Source organism: Streptomyces sp. MZ04 (assembly GCF_004684775.1).
Classification (GTDB): domain Bacteria; phylum Actinomycetota; class Actinomycetes; order Streptomycetales; family Streptomycetaceae; genus Streptomyces.
Map to the genome: position 1 here is coordinate 22,828 of NZ_SRIC01000048.1, position 14,949 is coordinate 37,776.

10 protein-coding genes are annotated in these 14,949 nt (G+C 66.1%); 8 read left to right on the forward strand and 2 right to left on the reverse strand.

What is annotated here, in order from left to right:
- The first annotated feature begins 100 nt into the window (after window positions 1-100).
- The 8 genes from rplK (at window position 101) to E2651_RS13675 (ending at window position 12,803) form a co-directional block, all read left to right on the forward strand.
- Window positions 101-535, forward strand: coding sequence for a 50S ribosomal protein L11 (gene rplK, locus E2651_RS13635; protein WP_135331362.1), 435 nt, complete (start codon window positions 101-103; stop codon window positions 533-535).
- A gap of 86 nt (window positions 536-621) precedes the next feature.
- Complete coding sequence (rplA, locus tag E2651_RS13640; RefSeq protein WP_135331363.1) at window positions 622-1,344, forward strand: 50S ribosomal protein L1; 723 nt, start codon at window positions 622-624, stop codon at window positions 1,342-1,344.
- 155 nt (window positions 1,345-1,499) lie between these two features.
- Complete coding sequence (locus E2651_RS13645) at window positions 1,500-2,396, forward strand: hypothetical protein (protein ID WP_135331364.1); 897 nt, start codon at window positions 1,500-1,502, stop codon at window positions 2,394-2,396.
- Window positions 2,397-2,458: 62 nt separating this feature from the next.
- Window positions 2,459-3,448 (forward strand): hypothetical protein, encoded by a 990-nt coding sequence (locus tag E2651_RS13650; RefSeq protein ID WP_245238794.1) that lies wholly within the window; start codon window positions 2,459-2,461, stop codon window positions 3,446-3,448.
- A gap of 285 nt (window positions 3,449-3,733) precedes the next feature.
- Window positions 3,734-4,264, forward strand: coding sequence for a 50S ribosomal protein L10 (rplJ, locus tag E2651_RS13655; protein WP_135331365.1), 531 nt, complete (start codon window positions 3,734-3,736; stop codon window positions 4,262-4,264).
- 113 nt (window positions 4,265-4,377) lie between these two features.
- Window positions 4,378-4,761, forward strand: coding sequence for a 50S ribosomal protein L7/L12 (gene rplL, locus E2651_RS13660; protein ID WP_135331366.1), 384 nt, complete (start codon window positions 4,378-4,380; stop codon window positions 4,759-4,761).
- Between the two features lie 559 nt (window positions 4,762-5,320).
- Entirely contained in the window at window positions 5,321-8,806 is a 3,486-nt protein-coding gene (gene rpoB, locus E2651_RS13670) for a DNA-directed RNA polymerase subunit beta (RefSeq protein ID WP_135331367.1), read from the forward strand.
- A 97-nt stretch (window positions 8,807-8,903) separates the two neighbouring features.
- Window positions 8,904-12,803 (forward strand): DNA-directed RNA polymerase subunit beta', encoded by a 3,900-nt coding sequence (locus E2651_RS13675; RefSeq protein WP_135331368.1) that lies wholly within the window; start codon window positions 8,904-8,906, stop codon window positions 12,801-12,803.
- 95 nt (window positions 12,804-12,898) lie between these two features.
- On the opposite strand, the gene E2651_RS13680 is transcribed toward E2651_RS13675, so the two are convergent.
- Both E2651_RS13680 and E2651_RS43910 read right to left on the reverse strand, forming a co-directional pair.
- A complete protein-coding gene (locus E2651_RS13680; RefSeq protein ID WP_135331369.1) occupies window positions 12,899-13,969 on the reverse strand; it encodes a M48 family metalloprotease in 1,071 nt (356 codons plus the stop codon).
- Between the two features lie 27 nt (window positions 13,970-13,996).
- A partial coding sequence (locus E2651_RS43910) for a hypothetical protein (RefSeq protein ID WP_167828784.1) occupies window positions 13,997-14,949 on the reverse strand: 953 nt, incomplete at its 5' end.

A 14,949-nucleotide genomic window follows, 5' to 3' on the forward strand; every position in this document is an offset into this window, starting at 1 on the left:
TTTTTAGCTGCGCGACTATACCCGTTATCGTTGTGCGGTATGCCTCCATCCGGATGACCGGACGGTGGCTGAAAACTCTCACTAGGACCCGGAGAGAGCAATGCCTCCCAAGAAGAAGAAGGTCACGGGGCTCATCAAGCTCCAGATCCAGGCCGGCGCCGCCAACCCGGCTCCGCCGGTCGGCCCCGCGCTGGGCCAGCACGGCGTCAACATCATGGAGTTCTGCAAGGCCTACAACGCCGCGACCGAGTCGCAGCGTGGCTGGGTCATCCCGGTGGAGATCACGGTCTACGAAGACCGTTCCTTCACCTTCGTGACCAAGACTCCGCCGGCCGCCAAGATGATCCTCAAGGCCGCGGGTGTCGAGAAGGGCTCCGGCGAGCCGCACAAGACCAAGGTCGCCAAGATCACCGAGGCGCAGGTCCGCGAGATCGCCACCACCAAGATGGAAGACCTCAACGCCAACGACCTGAACGCCGCGTCGAAGATCATCGCCGGCACCGCCCGCTCCATGGGCATCACGGTCGAGGGCTGAGAACCTCCCCCGTCTGACCTTTCTCAGTGGTAGGGCCAAGCGCTGGTCCGCACCACGACTCCATACCTGAACCACCAGGAGCAGAAGTGAAGCGCAGCAAGACTCTCCGCGCTGCGGACGCCAAGATCGACCGGGAGAAGCTCTACGCCCCGCTCGAGGCCGTCCGTCTCGCCAAGGAGACCTCCGCGACCAAGTTCGACGGCACCGTCGAGGTCGCCATGCGTCTGGGCGTCGACCCGCGCAAGGCCGACCAGATGGTCCGTGGCACCGTGAACCTCCCGCACGGCACCGGCAAGACCGCCCGGGTCCTGGTCTTCGCGACCGGTGACCGTGCTGCGGCCGCGGAAGCCGCTGGGGCCGACATCGTCGGCGCCGACGAGCTCATCGACGAGGTCGCGAAGGGCCGCCTGGACTTCGACGCCGTCGTCGCCACCCCGGACCTCATGGGCAAGGTCGGCCGCCTCGGCCGCGTGCTCGGTCCGCGTGGTCTGATGCCGAACCCGAAGACCGGCACCGTCACCCCCGACGTCGTGAAGGCTGTCAACGACATCAAGGGCGGCAAGATCGAGTTCCGCGTCGACAAGCACTCGAACCTGCACTTCATCATCGGCAAGGTGTCCTTCGACGACACCAAGCTGGTGGAGAACTACGCCGCGGCCCTGGAGGAGATCCTCCGTCTGAAGCCGTCGGCCGCCAAGGGTCGCTACATCAAGAAGGCCGCCCTCACCACCACGATGGGCCCCGGCATTCCGCTGGACAGCAACCGCACTCGCAACCTCCTCGTCGAGGAGGACCCGGCCGCCGTCTGAAACTGACGGCAGCCGCGTCGCGTACGCGTTCTGTGGACGGGCCCCGCAACCTTTCGAGGTGCGGGGCCCGTCCTCGTATTAGCGCATCCCTGTCAGAGCTGTCAGAGGACTGCGCTAGCGTGCAGGCTTCACACGAGTACAAGGGGTGGGACGGCATGAACAGCACGACCATGCGACGTGCGGGTCTCTCGATCGCGGTGGCTGCCGCGCTGACCGGGGTCGCGGCCTGTGGCTCCTCCGGCGGTTCCGGGGGTGGTGGAAGCGAAGGCAAGGGCAAGGGCTCGCCGGCCCTCAGTCCGATAGCCGCCCTGCGCACCATCGAGAACAAGACCGACAACGCCGACTCGGCCAAGGTCGAGGGCAAGACGGTGATGGGCACCCAGATGTCCATGGACATGGACGGCGCCATGGCCTGGTCGGACGGCATCACCGGCAACGTCACGGCGACCCTCACGGGCGGCACCCAGGCCGAGCAGATGAAGCAGATGGGGCAGTCGGAGATCGACTACCGCTATCTGAAGACCGGCTTCTACGCGAACATGGGCGACGAGTTCGCCTCCCAGGCGGGCGGCGGCAAGCACTGGATCGAGTACGACTACGCCACGCTGGCCGAGATGGGCGGCGCCGCCGGTGACGCCTTCAAGGACCAGATGCAGAACACCACCCCGAACCAGTCGGTCAAGATGCTGCTCGCCTCCGGCGACGTGAAGCGGGTGGGCGAGGAGACGGTGCGCGGCACGAAGGCGACGCACTACTCCGGAGAGGTCGACGTCGCCGACTTCACCGGCAAGAACGCGGACCTCGACGCGGGGCAACTGGCCGAGCTGAAGAAGCAGTTCAGCCAGGCCGGCATGAGCACCGAGACGATCGACATCTGGGTCAACGACGACGACCTGCTGGTCAAGAAGACCGAGAAGGCCGACATGAAGACCGGCTCCTTCTCTCAGACGGTCTACTACAGCGACTACGGCACCCCGGTCACCGTCGAGAAGCCCCCGGCCTCGGACACGGTGAGCTTCAAGGACCTCATGAACCAGCAGCCGCAGGCCTGACCTCGGAGGTCGGGTAGTCTCGCCACGAAATATGTCGTTCATGTGTTCCTAGGGGTGGGGTCATGACTGTTGTTTCCGTACGTGGGGACAAGGGACGTAAGAGAGTGGCGGGCGCCGTGCTCGCCACCGCGCTGCTCTGTACCGGCGCGGTGGCCTGCCAGGGCTCCGACAGCGGCAAGAAGACCAAGGGGGCGGGCTCGGGGGAGACCCAGTCCCGGTCGCAGGTGACCGAGGTCATCACGGCGGCGTACGAGAAGACCGCGAAGGCGAAGTCGGCCAAGGTCGAGATGACGATGTCGATGCCGTCGAAGATGGACGGCGGCGGCACGATGAAGATGTCCGGCGTCATGGGCTGGGACCCGACCGTCATGGATATGACGATGACGGGCTCCGCGCTCACGAAGGGCGACCCCGAGGCTCCGGAGAAGGTCCGGATGCTCTGGCGCGACAACGTCATGTACATGGACATGGGCGCGGCCGCGGCCGCGGCCAAGGGCATGGGCATGGACGGCAAGCGCTGGGTGAAGATGGACCTCAACGCCATCGCCGAGCAGGCCGGTGACCCCGCCCTCGCGAAGCAGATGACCGGCGGCCTGGACAGCATGAACCAGGACCCGGCGCAGCAGCTCGCGCTGCTCCTGGACTCGCCGAACCTGAAGCACGTCGGCCCCGCGAAGGTCGACGGCGTACAGACCCAGCGCTACAAGGGCCGGCTCACCGTCAAGGAAATGATGGAGAGCAACAAGGGGCTCGACGATGTGCTCGGCAAGGGTGAGCGCGACGAGCTCTTCAAGAACATCGAGAAGTCCGGGATCAAGGGGTACGACACCGAGGTCTGGGTCAACGAGGACGACTACCCCGTCCGCATGGACATCGACGTGAAGAGCCCCGAGGGCACGATGAAGACCTCGCAGAAGTTCTCCGACTACGGCGCCGCCGCCAAGGTGACCGCGCCGCCGGCCGGGCAGACCTTCGATCTGATGGAGTTGTTCAAGGAGCTCGGCGACCTCGGCAAGGACAGTGCCGGCGCCGGAGCCGACAGCGGCTTCTGACCTGGGTTCCGACCTGGGTTCCGACCGATTTGCTTGACGCGAACCCGTTCGCGTACTCTTCCACAGAAGCCAAAGACCGCTGGTCGTTGCCGTGCGCTCGCAAGAGAGTGCGGTGGCCGAAGGATCCGCTGAAACTGCGGACGACCCGCGCAGGTGACTGGAAGTGAGTGCTCCCGGACGGGATTCCGTCAGGTCGAGCTCATGCCCCGGCGCCCGCGCCGGGGCGTTTTGTTTTGTCAGCCCCTTCTGAGCGGTCCTCATCACCCGGAAGGAGGCCGACGCTCTATGCCGACGCCCGACAAGGCTGCCGCGGTAGCCGAGCTCACGGACAAGTTCCGCAGCTCGAACGCCGCCGTGCTGACCGAGTACCGGGGTCTCACCGTGGCCCAGCTCAAGCAGCTGCGCCGTTCGCTCGGTGAGAACTCCGAGTACGCCGTGGTGAAGAACACGCTGACCAAGATCGCGGCCAACGCGGCCGGGATCACCTCGCTCGACGACCAGTTCAACGGTCCGACGGCAGTTGCCTTCGTCACCGGTGACCCGGTGGAGTCGGCGAAGGGTCTTCGTGACTTCGCCAAGGACAACCCCGACCTCATCATCAAGGGCGGTGTCCTTGACGGTAAGGCGCTGACCGCTGATGAGATCAAGAAGCTCGCGGACCTCGAGTCCCGCGAGGTTCTGCTCGCCAAGCTGGCGGGCGCCATGAAGGGCAAGCAGACTCAGGCTGCTCAGGTCTTCCAGGCGCTCCCCTCGAAGCTCGTCCGCACCGTGGACGCGCTCCGTGCCAAGCAGGCCGAGCAGGGCGGTGCCGAGTAATTCGGCTCGCGCATTGATCGACGCCCGCTAGGGCGGCGGTCGCAGCGGGCCCAACGTACGCCCGCCTACATACACACCCGGCACCAGCCGAATTAGTGGAAGGATCGCCCATCATGGCGAAGCTCAGCCAGGAAGACCTGCTCGCCCAGTTCGAGGACATGACCCTCATCGACCTCGCCGCCTTCGTGTCGGCGTTCGAGGAGAAGTTCGACGTCACCGCCGCCGCCGCGGTCGCCGTTGCCGGCCCCGCCGGCCCGGGCGCCGTTGCCGAGGTCGCCGAGGAGCAGGACGAGTTCGACGTCATCCTCACCGGCGCCGGCGAGAAGAAGATCCAGGTCATCAAGGTCGTGCGTGAGCTGACCTCGCTGGGTCTCAAGGAGGCCAAGGACCTCGTCGACGGCACCCCGAAGCCGGTCCTCGAGAAGGTCGCCAAGGAGGCCGCCGAGAAGGCTGCCGAGTCCCTCAAGGCTGCCGGCGCCTCCGTCGAGGTCAAGTAACCTCGCGAGTCGTCTGACTCCTTTTGAGCGCCGTTCAGGCGGCGCTTGCCAAGGGCGATCACCCATCTGGGTGGTCGCCCTTCGGCGTTCCCCGGCGCACCCCTACGGCTGCCTTGCGCTGTCCGTCGCGACGAGTATGGTGATCTTCGTTGTGCCTCGGGACAGCCGTGACGGTGACGCCCTGAGAGCCAAGTCTGGGCAGGGGGGCCTTGACGAACCGCACGCAGCGCGCAATTCTCAGGACGCGTCGTCACAACGATCCGCATCCGAGGCATGGATCGGCGGCGAAGAGGGCAGTATCGATGTGCATCGAGGGCGTGGCTTGCAGCAGGGGTTGAGAACAACGAGGGTCTCCCAGAACCCGCACTGGACATCAGTGGGCCTAGTGGCTACACTGACCCTTTGCGCTGCCTGTTAGCTGCCTCCTGCCCGTCACCAGGGGCATGCCCATGCTTGAGCATTGTGGATCAGATCTTCCCTGACCTGGGATTTCTGTCTCTGTGTCCAGCCTGGGACCGGTACGCGCGTAGTGAGTCCGAGCCCTCGGAAGGACCCCCTCTTGGCCGCCTCGCGCACTGCCTCGACCGCGAATACGAACAACGGCGCCAGCACCGCCCCGCTGCGCATCTCCTTTGCAAAGATCAAGGAGCCCCTCGAGGTTCCGAACCTTCTTGCGCTGCAGACCGAGAGCTTTGACTGGCTGCTCGGCAATGAAGCGTGGAAGGCTCGTGTCGAGGCGGCTCTGGACAGCGGACAGGACGTCCCCACCAAGTCCGGTCTGGAAGAGATCTTCGAGGAGATTTCTCCGATCGAGGACTTCTCTGGGTCGATGTCGCTGACGTTCCGCGACCACCGTTTTGAGCCTCCGAAGAACTCCATCGACGAGTGCAAGGAGCGCGACTTCACGTTCGCCGCCCCGCTCTTCGTCACGGCTGAGTTCACCAACAACGAGACCGGCGAGATCAAGTCCCAGACGGTCTTCATGGGCGACTTCCCGCTCATGACGAACAAGGGCACCTTCGTCATCAACGGCACCGAGCGTGTCGTCGTGTCGCAGCTGGTCCGTTCGCCCGGCGTTTACTTCGATTCCTCGATCGACAAGACGTCCGACAAGGACATCTTCTCCGCCAAGATCATCCCGTCCCGGGGTGCCTGGCTGGAGATGGAGATCGACAAGCGCGACATGGTCGGTGTGCGCATCGACCGCAAGCGCAAGCAGTCGGTCACCGTTCTGCTCAAGGCTCTCGGTTGGACGACCGAGCAGATCCTCGAGGAGTTCGGCGAGTACGAGTCCATGCGCGCCACCCTGGAGAAGGACCACACCCAGGGCCAGGACGACGCGCTGCTCGACATCTACCGCAAGCTGCGTCCGGGCGAGCCGCCGACCCGTGAGGCCGCCCAGACGCTTCTTGAGAACCTCTACTTCAACCCGAAGCGCTACGACCTCGCGAAGGTCGGCCGCTACAAGGTGAACAAGAAGCTGGGTGCGGACGCTCCGCTCGACGCGGGCATCCTCACGGTCGAGGACATCATCGCCTCGATCAAGTACCTGGTGAAGCTGCACGCCGGTGAGGCCGAGACCGTTGGCGACAGCGGCACGTCGATCGTCGTCGAGACCGACGACATCGACCACTTCGGCAACCGTCGTCTGCGCAACGTCGGCGAGCTCATCCAGAACCAGGTCCGCACGGGTCTGGCTCGTATGGAGCGCGTCGTCCGCGAGCGCATGACGACTCAGGACGTCGAGGCGATCACGCCGCAGACCCTGATCAACATCCGGCCGGTCGTCGCCTCCATCAAGGAGTTCTTCGGCACCAGCCAGCTGTCGCAGTTCATGGACCAGAACAACCCGCTGTCGGGTCTCACCCACAAGCGCCGTCTGTCGGCGCTTGGCCCGGGTGGTCTCTCCCGTGAGCGGGCCGGCTTCGAGGTCCGTGACGTGCACCCGTCTCACTACGGCCGCATGTGCCCGATTGAGACCCCTGAAGGCCCGAACATCGGTCTGATCGGTTCGCTCGCCTCGTACGGCCGCGTCAACGCGTTCGGCTTCGTCGAGACGCCGTACCGCAAGGTCGTCGAGGGCGTCGTCACCGACGACGTCGACTACCTGACGGCCGACGAAGAAGACCGCTTCGTGATCGCCCAGGCCAACGCCGTGCTTGGTGAGGACATGCGCTTCACCGAGTCGCGCGTCCTGGTCCGCCGTCGTGGCGGCGAGATCGACTACATCCCCGGTGACGACGTCGACTACATGGACGTCTCGCCGCGCCAGATGGTGTCGGTCGCGACCGCGATGATCCCGTTCCTCGAGCACGACGACGCCAACCGTGCCCTCATGGGCGCGAACATGATGCGTCAGGCCGTGCCGCTGATCACCGCCGAGGCCCCCCTCGTCGGCACCGGCATGGAGTACCGCTGTGCGGTCGACGCCGGTGACGTGATCAAGGCCGAGAAGGCGGGTGTGGTCCAGGAGGTCTCCGCGGACTACGTCACGGTCACCAACGACGACGGCACGTACACCACGTACCGCATCGCCAAGTTCTCCCGGTCGAACCAGGGCACCTCCGTCAACCAGAAGGTTGTCGTCGACGAGGGCGCCCGCGTGATCGAGGGCCAGGTCCTGGCCGACGGTCCCGCGACCGAAGAGGGCGAGATGGCCCTCGGCAAGAACCTGCTCGTGGCGTTCATGCCGTGGGAGGGTCACAACTACGAGGACGCGATCATCCTGTCGCAGCGCCTCGTGCAGGACGACGTCCTCTCCTCGATCCACATCGAGGAGCACGAGGTCGACGCCCGTGACACCAAGCTCGGCCCGGAGGAGATCACCCGGGACATCCCGAACGTCTCCGAGGAGGTCCTCGCCGACCTCGACGAGCGCGGCATCATCCGTATCGGTGCCGAGGTCGTCGCCGGCGACATCCTCGTCGGCAAGGTCACGCCCAAGGGTGAGACCGAGCTGACGCCGGAGGAGCGCCTGCTCCGCGCGATCTTCGGTGAGAAGGCGCGCGAGGTGCGCGACACCTCGCTGAAGGTGCCGCACGGTGAGATCGGCAAGGTCATCGGCGTACGCGTCTTCGACCGTGAAGAGGGCGACGAGCTGCCGCCGGGCGTGAACCAGCTGGTTCGTGTCTACGTGGCGCAGAAGCGCAAGATCACGGACGGTGACAAGCTCGCCGGTCGGCACGGAAACAAGGGCGTCATCTCCAAGATCCTCCCGATCGAGGACATGCCCTTCCTTGAGGACGGCACGCCCGTCGACATCATCCTCAACCCGCTGGGTGTCCCGTCCCGAATGAACCCGGGTCAGGTCCTGGAGATCCACCTCGGCTGGCTCGCCAGCCAGGGCTGGGACGTCTCCGGTCTCAGCGAGCAGTGGGCGCAGAGCCTGCAGCGCATCGGCGCCGACCAGGTCGCCCCGCGTACGAACGTCGCGACCCCGGTCTTCGACGGCGCGCGCGAGGACGAGCTGGCCGGCCTGCTCGAGCACACCATCCCGAACCGCGACGGCGACCGCATGGTCCTCCCGTCCGGCAAGGCGCGGCTGTTCGACGGGCGCTCGGGCGAGCCGTTCCCGGACCCGATCTCGATCGGGTACATGTACATCCTCAAGCTGCACCACCTGGTCGACGACAAGCTGCACGCCCGTTCGACCGGTCCGTACTCCATGATCACCCAGCAGCCGCTGGGTGGTAAGGCTCAGTTCGGTGGTCAGCGCTTCGGTGAGATGGAGGTGTGGGCGCTTGAGGCTTATGGCGCCGCGTACGCCCTTCAGGAGCTCCTGACGATCAAGTCCGACGACGTGACCGGCCGCGTGAAGGTCTACGAGGCCATCGTCAAGGGCGAGAACATCCCCGAGCCCGGCATTCCCGAGTCCTTCAAGGTGCTCATCAAGGAAATGCAGTCCCTGTGCCTCAACGTGGAGGTGCTGTCCTCGGACGGCATGTCCATCGAGATGCGTGACACCGACGAGGACGTCTTCCGCGCTGCGGAAGAGCTCGGCATCGACCTGTCCCGGCGCGAGCCGAGCAGCGTCGAAGAGGTCTGACGGGTCTGGCCGGGACTTCCTCGTGAGGTCCCGGCCCCGCCCCGGACCCGTACAGACCATGATTGAGACACGACCCCGAAAGAGGGATTGACGACAAGTGCTCGACGTCAACTTCTTCGACGAGCTGCGGATCGGCCTTGCCACCGCGGACGACATCCGACAGTGGTCGCACGGCGAGGTCAAGAAGCCGGAGACCATCAACTACCGCACCCTGAAGCCCGAGAAGGACGGACTCTTCTGCGAGAAGATCTTCGGTCCGACCCGGGACTGGGAGTGCTACTGCGGTAAGTACAAGCGTGTCCGCTTCAAGGGCATCATCTGCGAGCGCTGCGGCGTCGAGGTCACTCGCGCCAAGGTGCGTCGTGAGCGGATGGGCCACATTGAGCTGGCCGCCCCTGTCACGCACATCTGGTACTTCAAGGGCGTTCCGTCGCGCCTCGGCTACCTGCTTGATCTCGCCCCGAAGGACCTCGAGAAGGTCATCTACTTCGCGGCGTACATGATCACGTTCGTGGACGAGGAGCGCCGTACGCGTGACCTGCCCTCCCTGGAGGCGCACGTCTCCGTGGAGCGTCAGCAGGTCGAGAACCGTCGCGACTCCGACCTGGAGGCCCGCGCCAAGAAGCTCGAGACCGACCTGGCCGAGCTCGAGGCCGAGGGCGCCAAGGCCGACGTGCGCCGCAAGGTGCGCGAAGGTGCCGAGCGTGAGATGAAGCAGCTGCGCGACCGTGCGCAGCGCGAGATCGACCGTCTCGACGAGGTGTGGAACCGCTTCAAGAACCTCAAGGTCCAGGACCTCGAGGGCGACGAGCTGCTCTACCGCGAGCTGCGTGACCGCTTCGGCACGTACTTCGACGGCTCGATGGGTGCCGCTGCCCTGCAGAAGCGCCTCGAGTCGTTCGACCTCGACGAGGAGGCCGAGCGCCTTCGCGAGATCATCCGTACCGGCAAGGGTCAGAAGAAGACCCGTGCGCTGAAGCGGCTGAAGGTCGTCTCTGCCTTCCTGCAGACGTCCAACAGCCCCAAGGGCATGGTCCTCGACTGCGTGCCGGTCATCCCGCCGGACCTGCGTCCGATGGTGCAGCTGGACGGTGGCCGCTTCGCGACCTCCGACCTGAACGACCTGTACCGCCGCGTCATCAACCGCAACAACCGCCTGAAGCGGCTTCTCGACCTCGGTGCTCCCGAGATCATCGTGAACAACGAGAAGCGCATGCTCCAGGAGGCCGTGGACGCCCTCTTCGACAACGGTCGTCGTGGTCGCCCGGTCACCGGCCCGGGTAACCGCCCGCTGAAGTCCCTGAGCGACATGCTCAAGGGCAAGCAGGGTCGTTTCCGTCAGAACCTTCTCGGTAAGCGTGTGGACTACTCCGCGCGTTCCGTGATCGTCGTCGGTCCGCAGCTGAAGCTGCACCAGTGTGGTCTGCCCAAGGCCATGGCACTGGAGCTCTTCAAGCCGTTCGTGATGAAGCGCCTGGTCGACCTCAACCACGCGCAGAACATCAAGTCGGCGAAGCGCATGGTCGAGCGCGGCCGCACGGTCGTGTACGACGTCCTGGAAGAGGTCATCGCCGAGCACCCGGTTCTGCTGAACCGTGCGCCGACGCTGCACCGCCTCGGCATCCAGGCCTTCGAGCCGCAGCTGGTCGAGGGCAAGGCCATTCAGATTCACCCGCTCGTCTGCACCGCGTTCAACGCGGACTTCGACGGTGACCAGATGGCCGTGCACCTGCCGCTCTCCGCGGAGGCGCAGGCCGAGGCCCGCATCCTGATGCTGTCCTCGAACAACATCCTGAAGCCGGCCGACGGCCGTCCGGTCACGATGCCGACCCAGGACATGGTCCTCGGTCTGTTCTTCCTGACCACCGACGGTGAGCTGCGTGACGTCAAGGGCGAGGGCCGTGCGTTCGGCTCCACCGCCGAGGCGATCATGGCGTTCGACGCCGGCGAGCTCGCGCTCCAGTCGTCCGTCGACATCCGCTTCCCGGTGGGCACCATCCCGCCGCGTGGCTGGGTGCCGCCGGTCGCCGAGGAGGGCGAGCAGGAGTACCAGCAGGGCGACAGCTTCCGGCTGCGTACGTCCCTGGGCCGTGCGCTCTTCAACGAGCTGCTGCCCGAGGACTACCCGTTCGTCGACTACTCGGTCGGCAAGAAGCAGCTCTCCGAGATCGTCAACGACCTCGCCGAGCGCTACCCCAAGGTCATCGTGGCGGCGACGCTCGACAACCTGAAGGCGGCGGGCTTCTACTGGGCGACCCGTTCCGGCGTCACCGTGGCCATCTCCGACGTCGTGGTCCCCGCGGCCAAGAAGGAGATCGTCGCGGGCTACGAGGCCCAGGACGAGAAGGTCCAGAAGCAGTACGAGCGCGGTCTGATCACCAAGGACGAGCGCACGCAGGAGCTCATCGCGATCTGGACCAAGGCGACCAACGAGGTTGCCGAGGCGATGAACGCGAACTTCCCCAAGACGAACCCCATCTTCATGATGGTTGACTCGGGTGCCCGAGGAAACATGATGCAGATGCGTCAGATCGCCGGTATGCGTGGTCTGGTGTCGAACGCGAAGAACGAGACCATCCCGCGTCCGATCAAGGCCTCCTTCCGTGAGGGCCTGACCGTTCTTGAGTACTTCATCTCCACGCACGGTGCCCGTAAGGGTCTGGCGGACACGGCTCTCCGTACCGCCGACTCCGGTTACCTCACCCGTCGTCTGGTCGACGTCTCCCAGGACGTCATCATTCGCGAGGAGGACTGTGGCACCGAGCGCGGTCTGAAGCTGAAGATCGCGGTCAAGGGCGAGGACGGTGTGCTCCGGAAGACGGAGAACGTCGAGACCTCGGTGTACGCCCGCATGCTGGCCGAGGACGTCGTCATCGACGGCAAGGTCATCGCGCCGGCCAACGTCGACCTCGGTGACGTCCTCATCGACGCCCTGGTCGCCAACGGCGTCGAGGAGGTCAAGACCCGCTCGGTCCTGACCTGTGAGTCCGCGGTCGGCACCTGTGCCTTCTGCTACGGCCGTTCGCTCGCCACCGGCAAGCTGGTCGACATCGGTGAGGCGGTCGGCATCATCGCCGCCCAGTCCATCGGTGAGCCCGGCACGCAGCTGACGATGCGTACCTTCCACACCGGTGGTGTGGCCGGTGACGACATCACCCAGGGTCTGCCCCGTGTCGTCGAGCTCTTCGAGGCTCGTACGCCCAAGGGTGTCGCCCCGATCTCGGAGGCGGCAGGCCGCGTCCGTATCGAGGAGACCGAGAAGACCAAGAAGATCGTCGTCACGCCGGACGACGGCAGCGACGAGACTCCCTTCCCGATCTCGAAGCGTGCCAAGGTCCTCGTGCGTGAGGGTGACCACGTCGAGGTGGGCCAGAAGCTCACCTTCGGTGCCACCAACCCGCACGACGTGCTGCGGATCCTCGGTCAGCGCGCGGTCCAGGTCCACCTGGTCGGCGAAGTCCAGAAGGTCTACAACAGCCAGGGCGTGTCGATCCACGACAAGCACATCGAGATCATCATCCGGCAGATGCTGCGCCGCGTGACGATCATCGAGTCCGGCGACGCGGAGCTGCTGCCGGGCGAGCTCGTCGAGCGCTCGAAGTTCGAGACCGAGAACCGTCGTGTGGTCACGGAAGGCGGCCACCCGGCCTCCGGCCGTCCGCAGCTGATGGGTATCACCAAGGCCTCGCTGGCGACGGAGTCGTGGCTGTCCGCGGCTTCCTTCCAGGAGACGACCAGGGTCCTGACGGACGCGGCGATCAACGCCAAGTCCGACTCCCTGATCGGCCTCAAGGAGAACGTCATCATCGGTAAGCTCATCCCGGCCGGTACGGGTCTCTCCCGCTACCGCAACATCCGGGTCGAGCCGACCGAAGAGGCCAAGGCAGCGATGTACTCGGCCGTCGGTTACGACGACATCGACTACTCGCCGTTCGGCACGGGCTCCGGCCAGGCCGTTCCGCTGGAGGACTACGACTACGGGCCTTACAACCAGTAGGCGTAGCGAGCCAGTCGCTTGAGTTGAGTTGAAGGGCGGTCATCCCTCGGGGTGGCCGCCCTTCGGTGTTTCAGGGACGGTGTTTCAGGGACGGTTCAGGGGCGGGGTGCTTCGAGGTAGCGCTGGAGGCTCTGCAGGCGGGTGTGGAGGTCCGGGTGCGGGGAGAGCAGCGAGGCCACCGGGCGGAACCGGTCGGCGCCGTCCGCGGCGGAGGACTTCGCCGCTTCTTCGTCGTTGATGAACTGCTCGAGTACGTAGGCCAGTTGGGGCCCGAAGCCGCGTGCGGCGGCACAGCGGTCGGCGCGCAGTTCCGCACGCCGCTTGACCGCTGCGAGCAGCCACGGGACCGACGCCAGCAGAATCAGCCAGGGGAACAGATACAGCACCACCAGAGCGAGCAGGATCGTAAGCAGGAGGAGCTCGTTCCTGGACTCTCGGGACTCTCGGGCCTCCCTGGCCTGCCTGAGCCTTCCGGCCCTCCTTCCCGCCCTCCTTGTCCGGCCGGTGCGGGAAGACGTCGTCAGTCGGTGCAGGGCACGCGCGCCCTGCCAGACGAGCCGGGCGGGCAGGGCGTACCAGAAGGTCAGGAGCGCGGTCCAGGAATGGCCCGAGACATGGTGGCCGAGTTCATGGGCGAGGACGGCGGCGAGCCGGTCGGGCGGCAGCCGGAGGGCGGCCGAGGTCACGGCGACGATGCGTCCGGCTGCGGCCTCGGCGTTGAGGTTTCCGCTCTCGTGGATCCAGAGCTGATACGCGGTGCTGTCCACCCCGAACCGCGCTGTGACGTCATGCCAGGGCGGGGCGAGCCGGTCCTGCTCGGTGAGGGACGGCGGCCGGTAGCCCAGCACATGACGGGCCAGGAAGGCCTCGGTGGGGTGGTGGAAGACCAGCCCGCCGCTGAGCAGCCAGCCGACGGCCGTGGCCCAGACGGGAAGGCCGGTCCAGCTCTCCACGAGGTAGCCGAGGCAGGTCACGGCCGCGAGGCTGGCGATGGTGTGCGGCAGATGGAGCGCGAGGGAGCTGATGGCCATGGCGTCGGCGCTCCGGCGAGGGGCCGCGATGTGTACTCGGCCGGGGCGAGGTGCGGTGTCCGCGGGGGACGGCGTCACGATGTGCTCGGGTGTCTCTATGTGCTCGGGGTACTCCGGTTCGTGCGGTTGGGACATGGTGTTCCCTCCCTGGGATGAGGGTGCTCAGCCGTGCAGCGGGGCTGGCGGTGTGGCCGGTTTGAGCAGCGGATCTTCTTCCGGGAACGGGTCGGATTTCGCCTGCGTCAGTGCGGACCTGAAGAGCGCGAGGACCAGCCGCTGGGGTTCTTCGAGCTGGTACTTCTCCAGCGGCCCGTCAGGGAGTACGCGGTCGATGAGCTGGAGCTGGTTCTCGACCTTCTTGAGCTCATCCGTACGCAGGCTGCTCACGACCAGGCTGGTGTCCTGGGGGTGTTCGGAGAGATGGAGGAGCAGGGAGTTGAGCCCGCCCTCGGCCAGGTGGTGCCGGTAGAACTCGATCTTCCGGGCCCTGAGTTCCTGCTCCTGTTCGAGATGGCGCAGCTTCGCGTCCCGCTCAAGGCGCACAGTGCCTTCCATGCGGAGGCCCTGGCGTGCCGCGATGTCGCCGCAGGCGTCGAGGAGTTTCTGTACGGAGGCTTCGGCATCGGCGCTGGACGAGATGGCGAACTCCCGCGTCATCGGGCGCACCAGCCGTTGGAGCACACGGTTCAGGAGGGCGGGAACATCGCGTTCCTGGCTGACGACGAACCGTTCGGGGTCGATCACCTGCCATGTGAGGTCGAAGGTGGCCTCGAAGTCGAAACTGTCGACCTCGCTGGGCAGTTGGGTGCGCAGGCGCAAGGGATGGACCCCCATGTCCACCTCGTACACAGCGGTGTGGCCGCGAAGCCCGGTGGGGCGCCGAGGGGGTAGGTAGGTCTCGTACGTGTCACCGGCCCCGGCAAGGACGAGGGCGCAGTCCGCGCGGCCCAGGTAGCGCCGTCCCGGCAGTTCGTAGCGCGGCAGTTGGCGCACGGCGAGGACGGGGTCGGTGAGCTCGGCGGGACGATCCAGGGACTGCGGACGATCCCGCCGTTCGAGGCGTTCCAGGCGCTCGGGCCATGCGGGGTTGTCCGGCTGGTCGGCGGGTGCGGGGG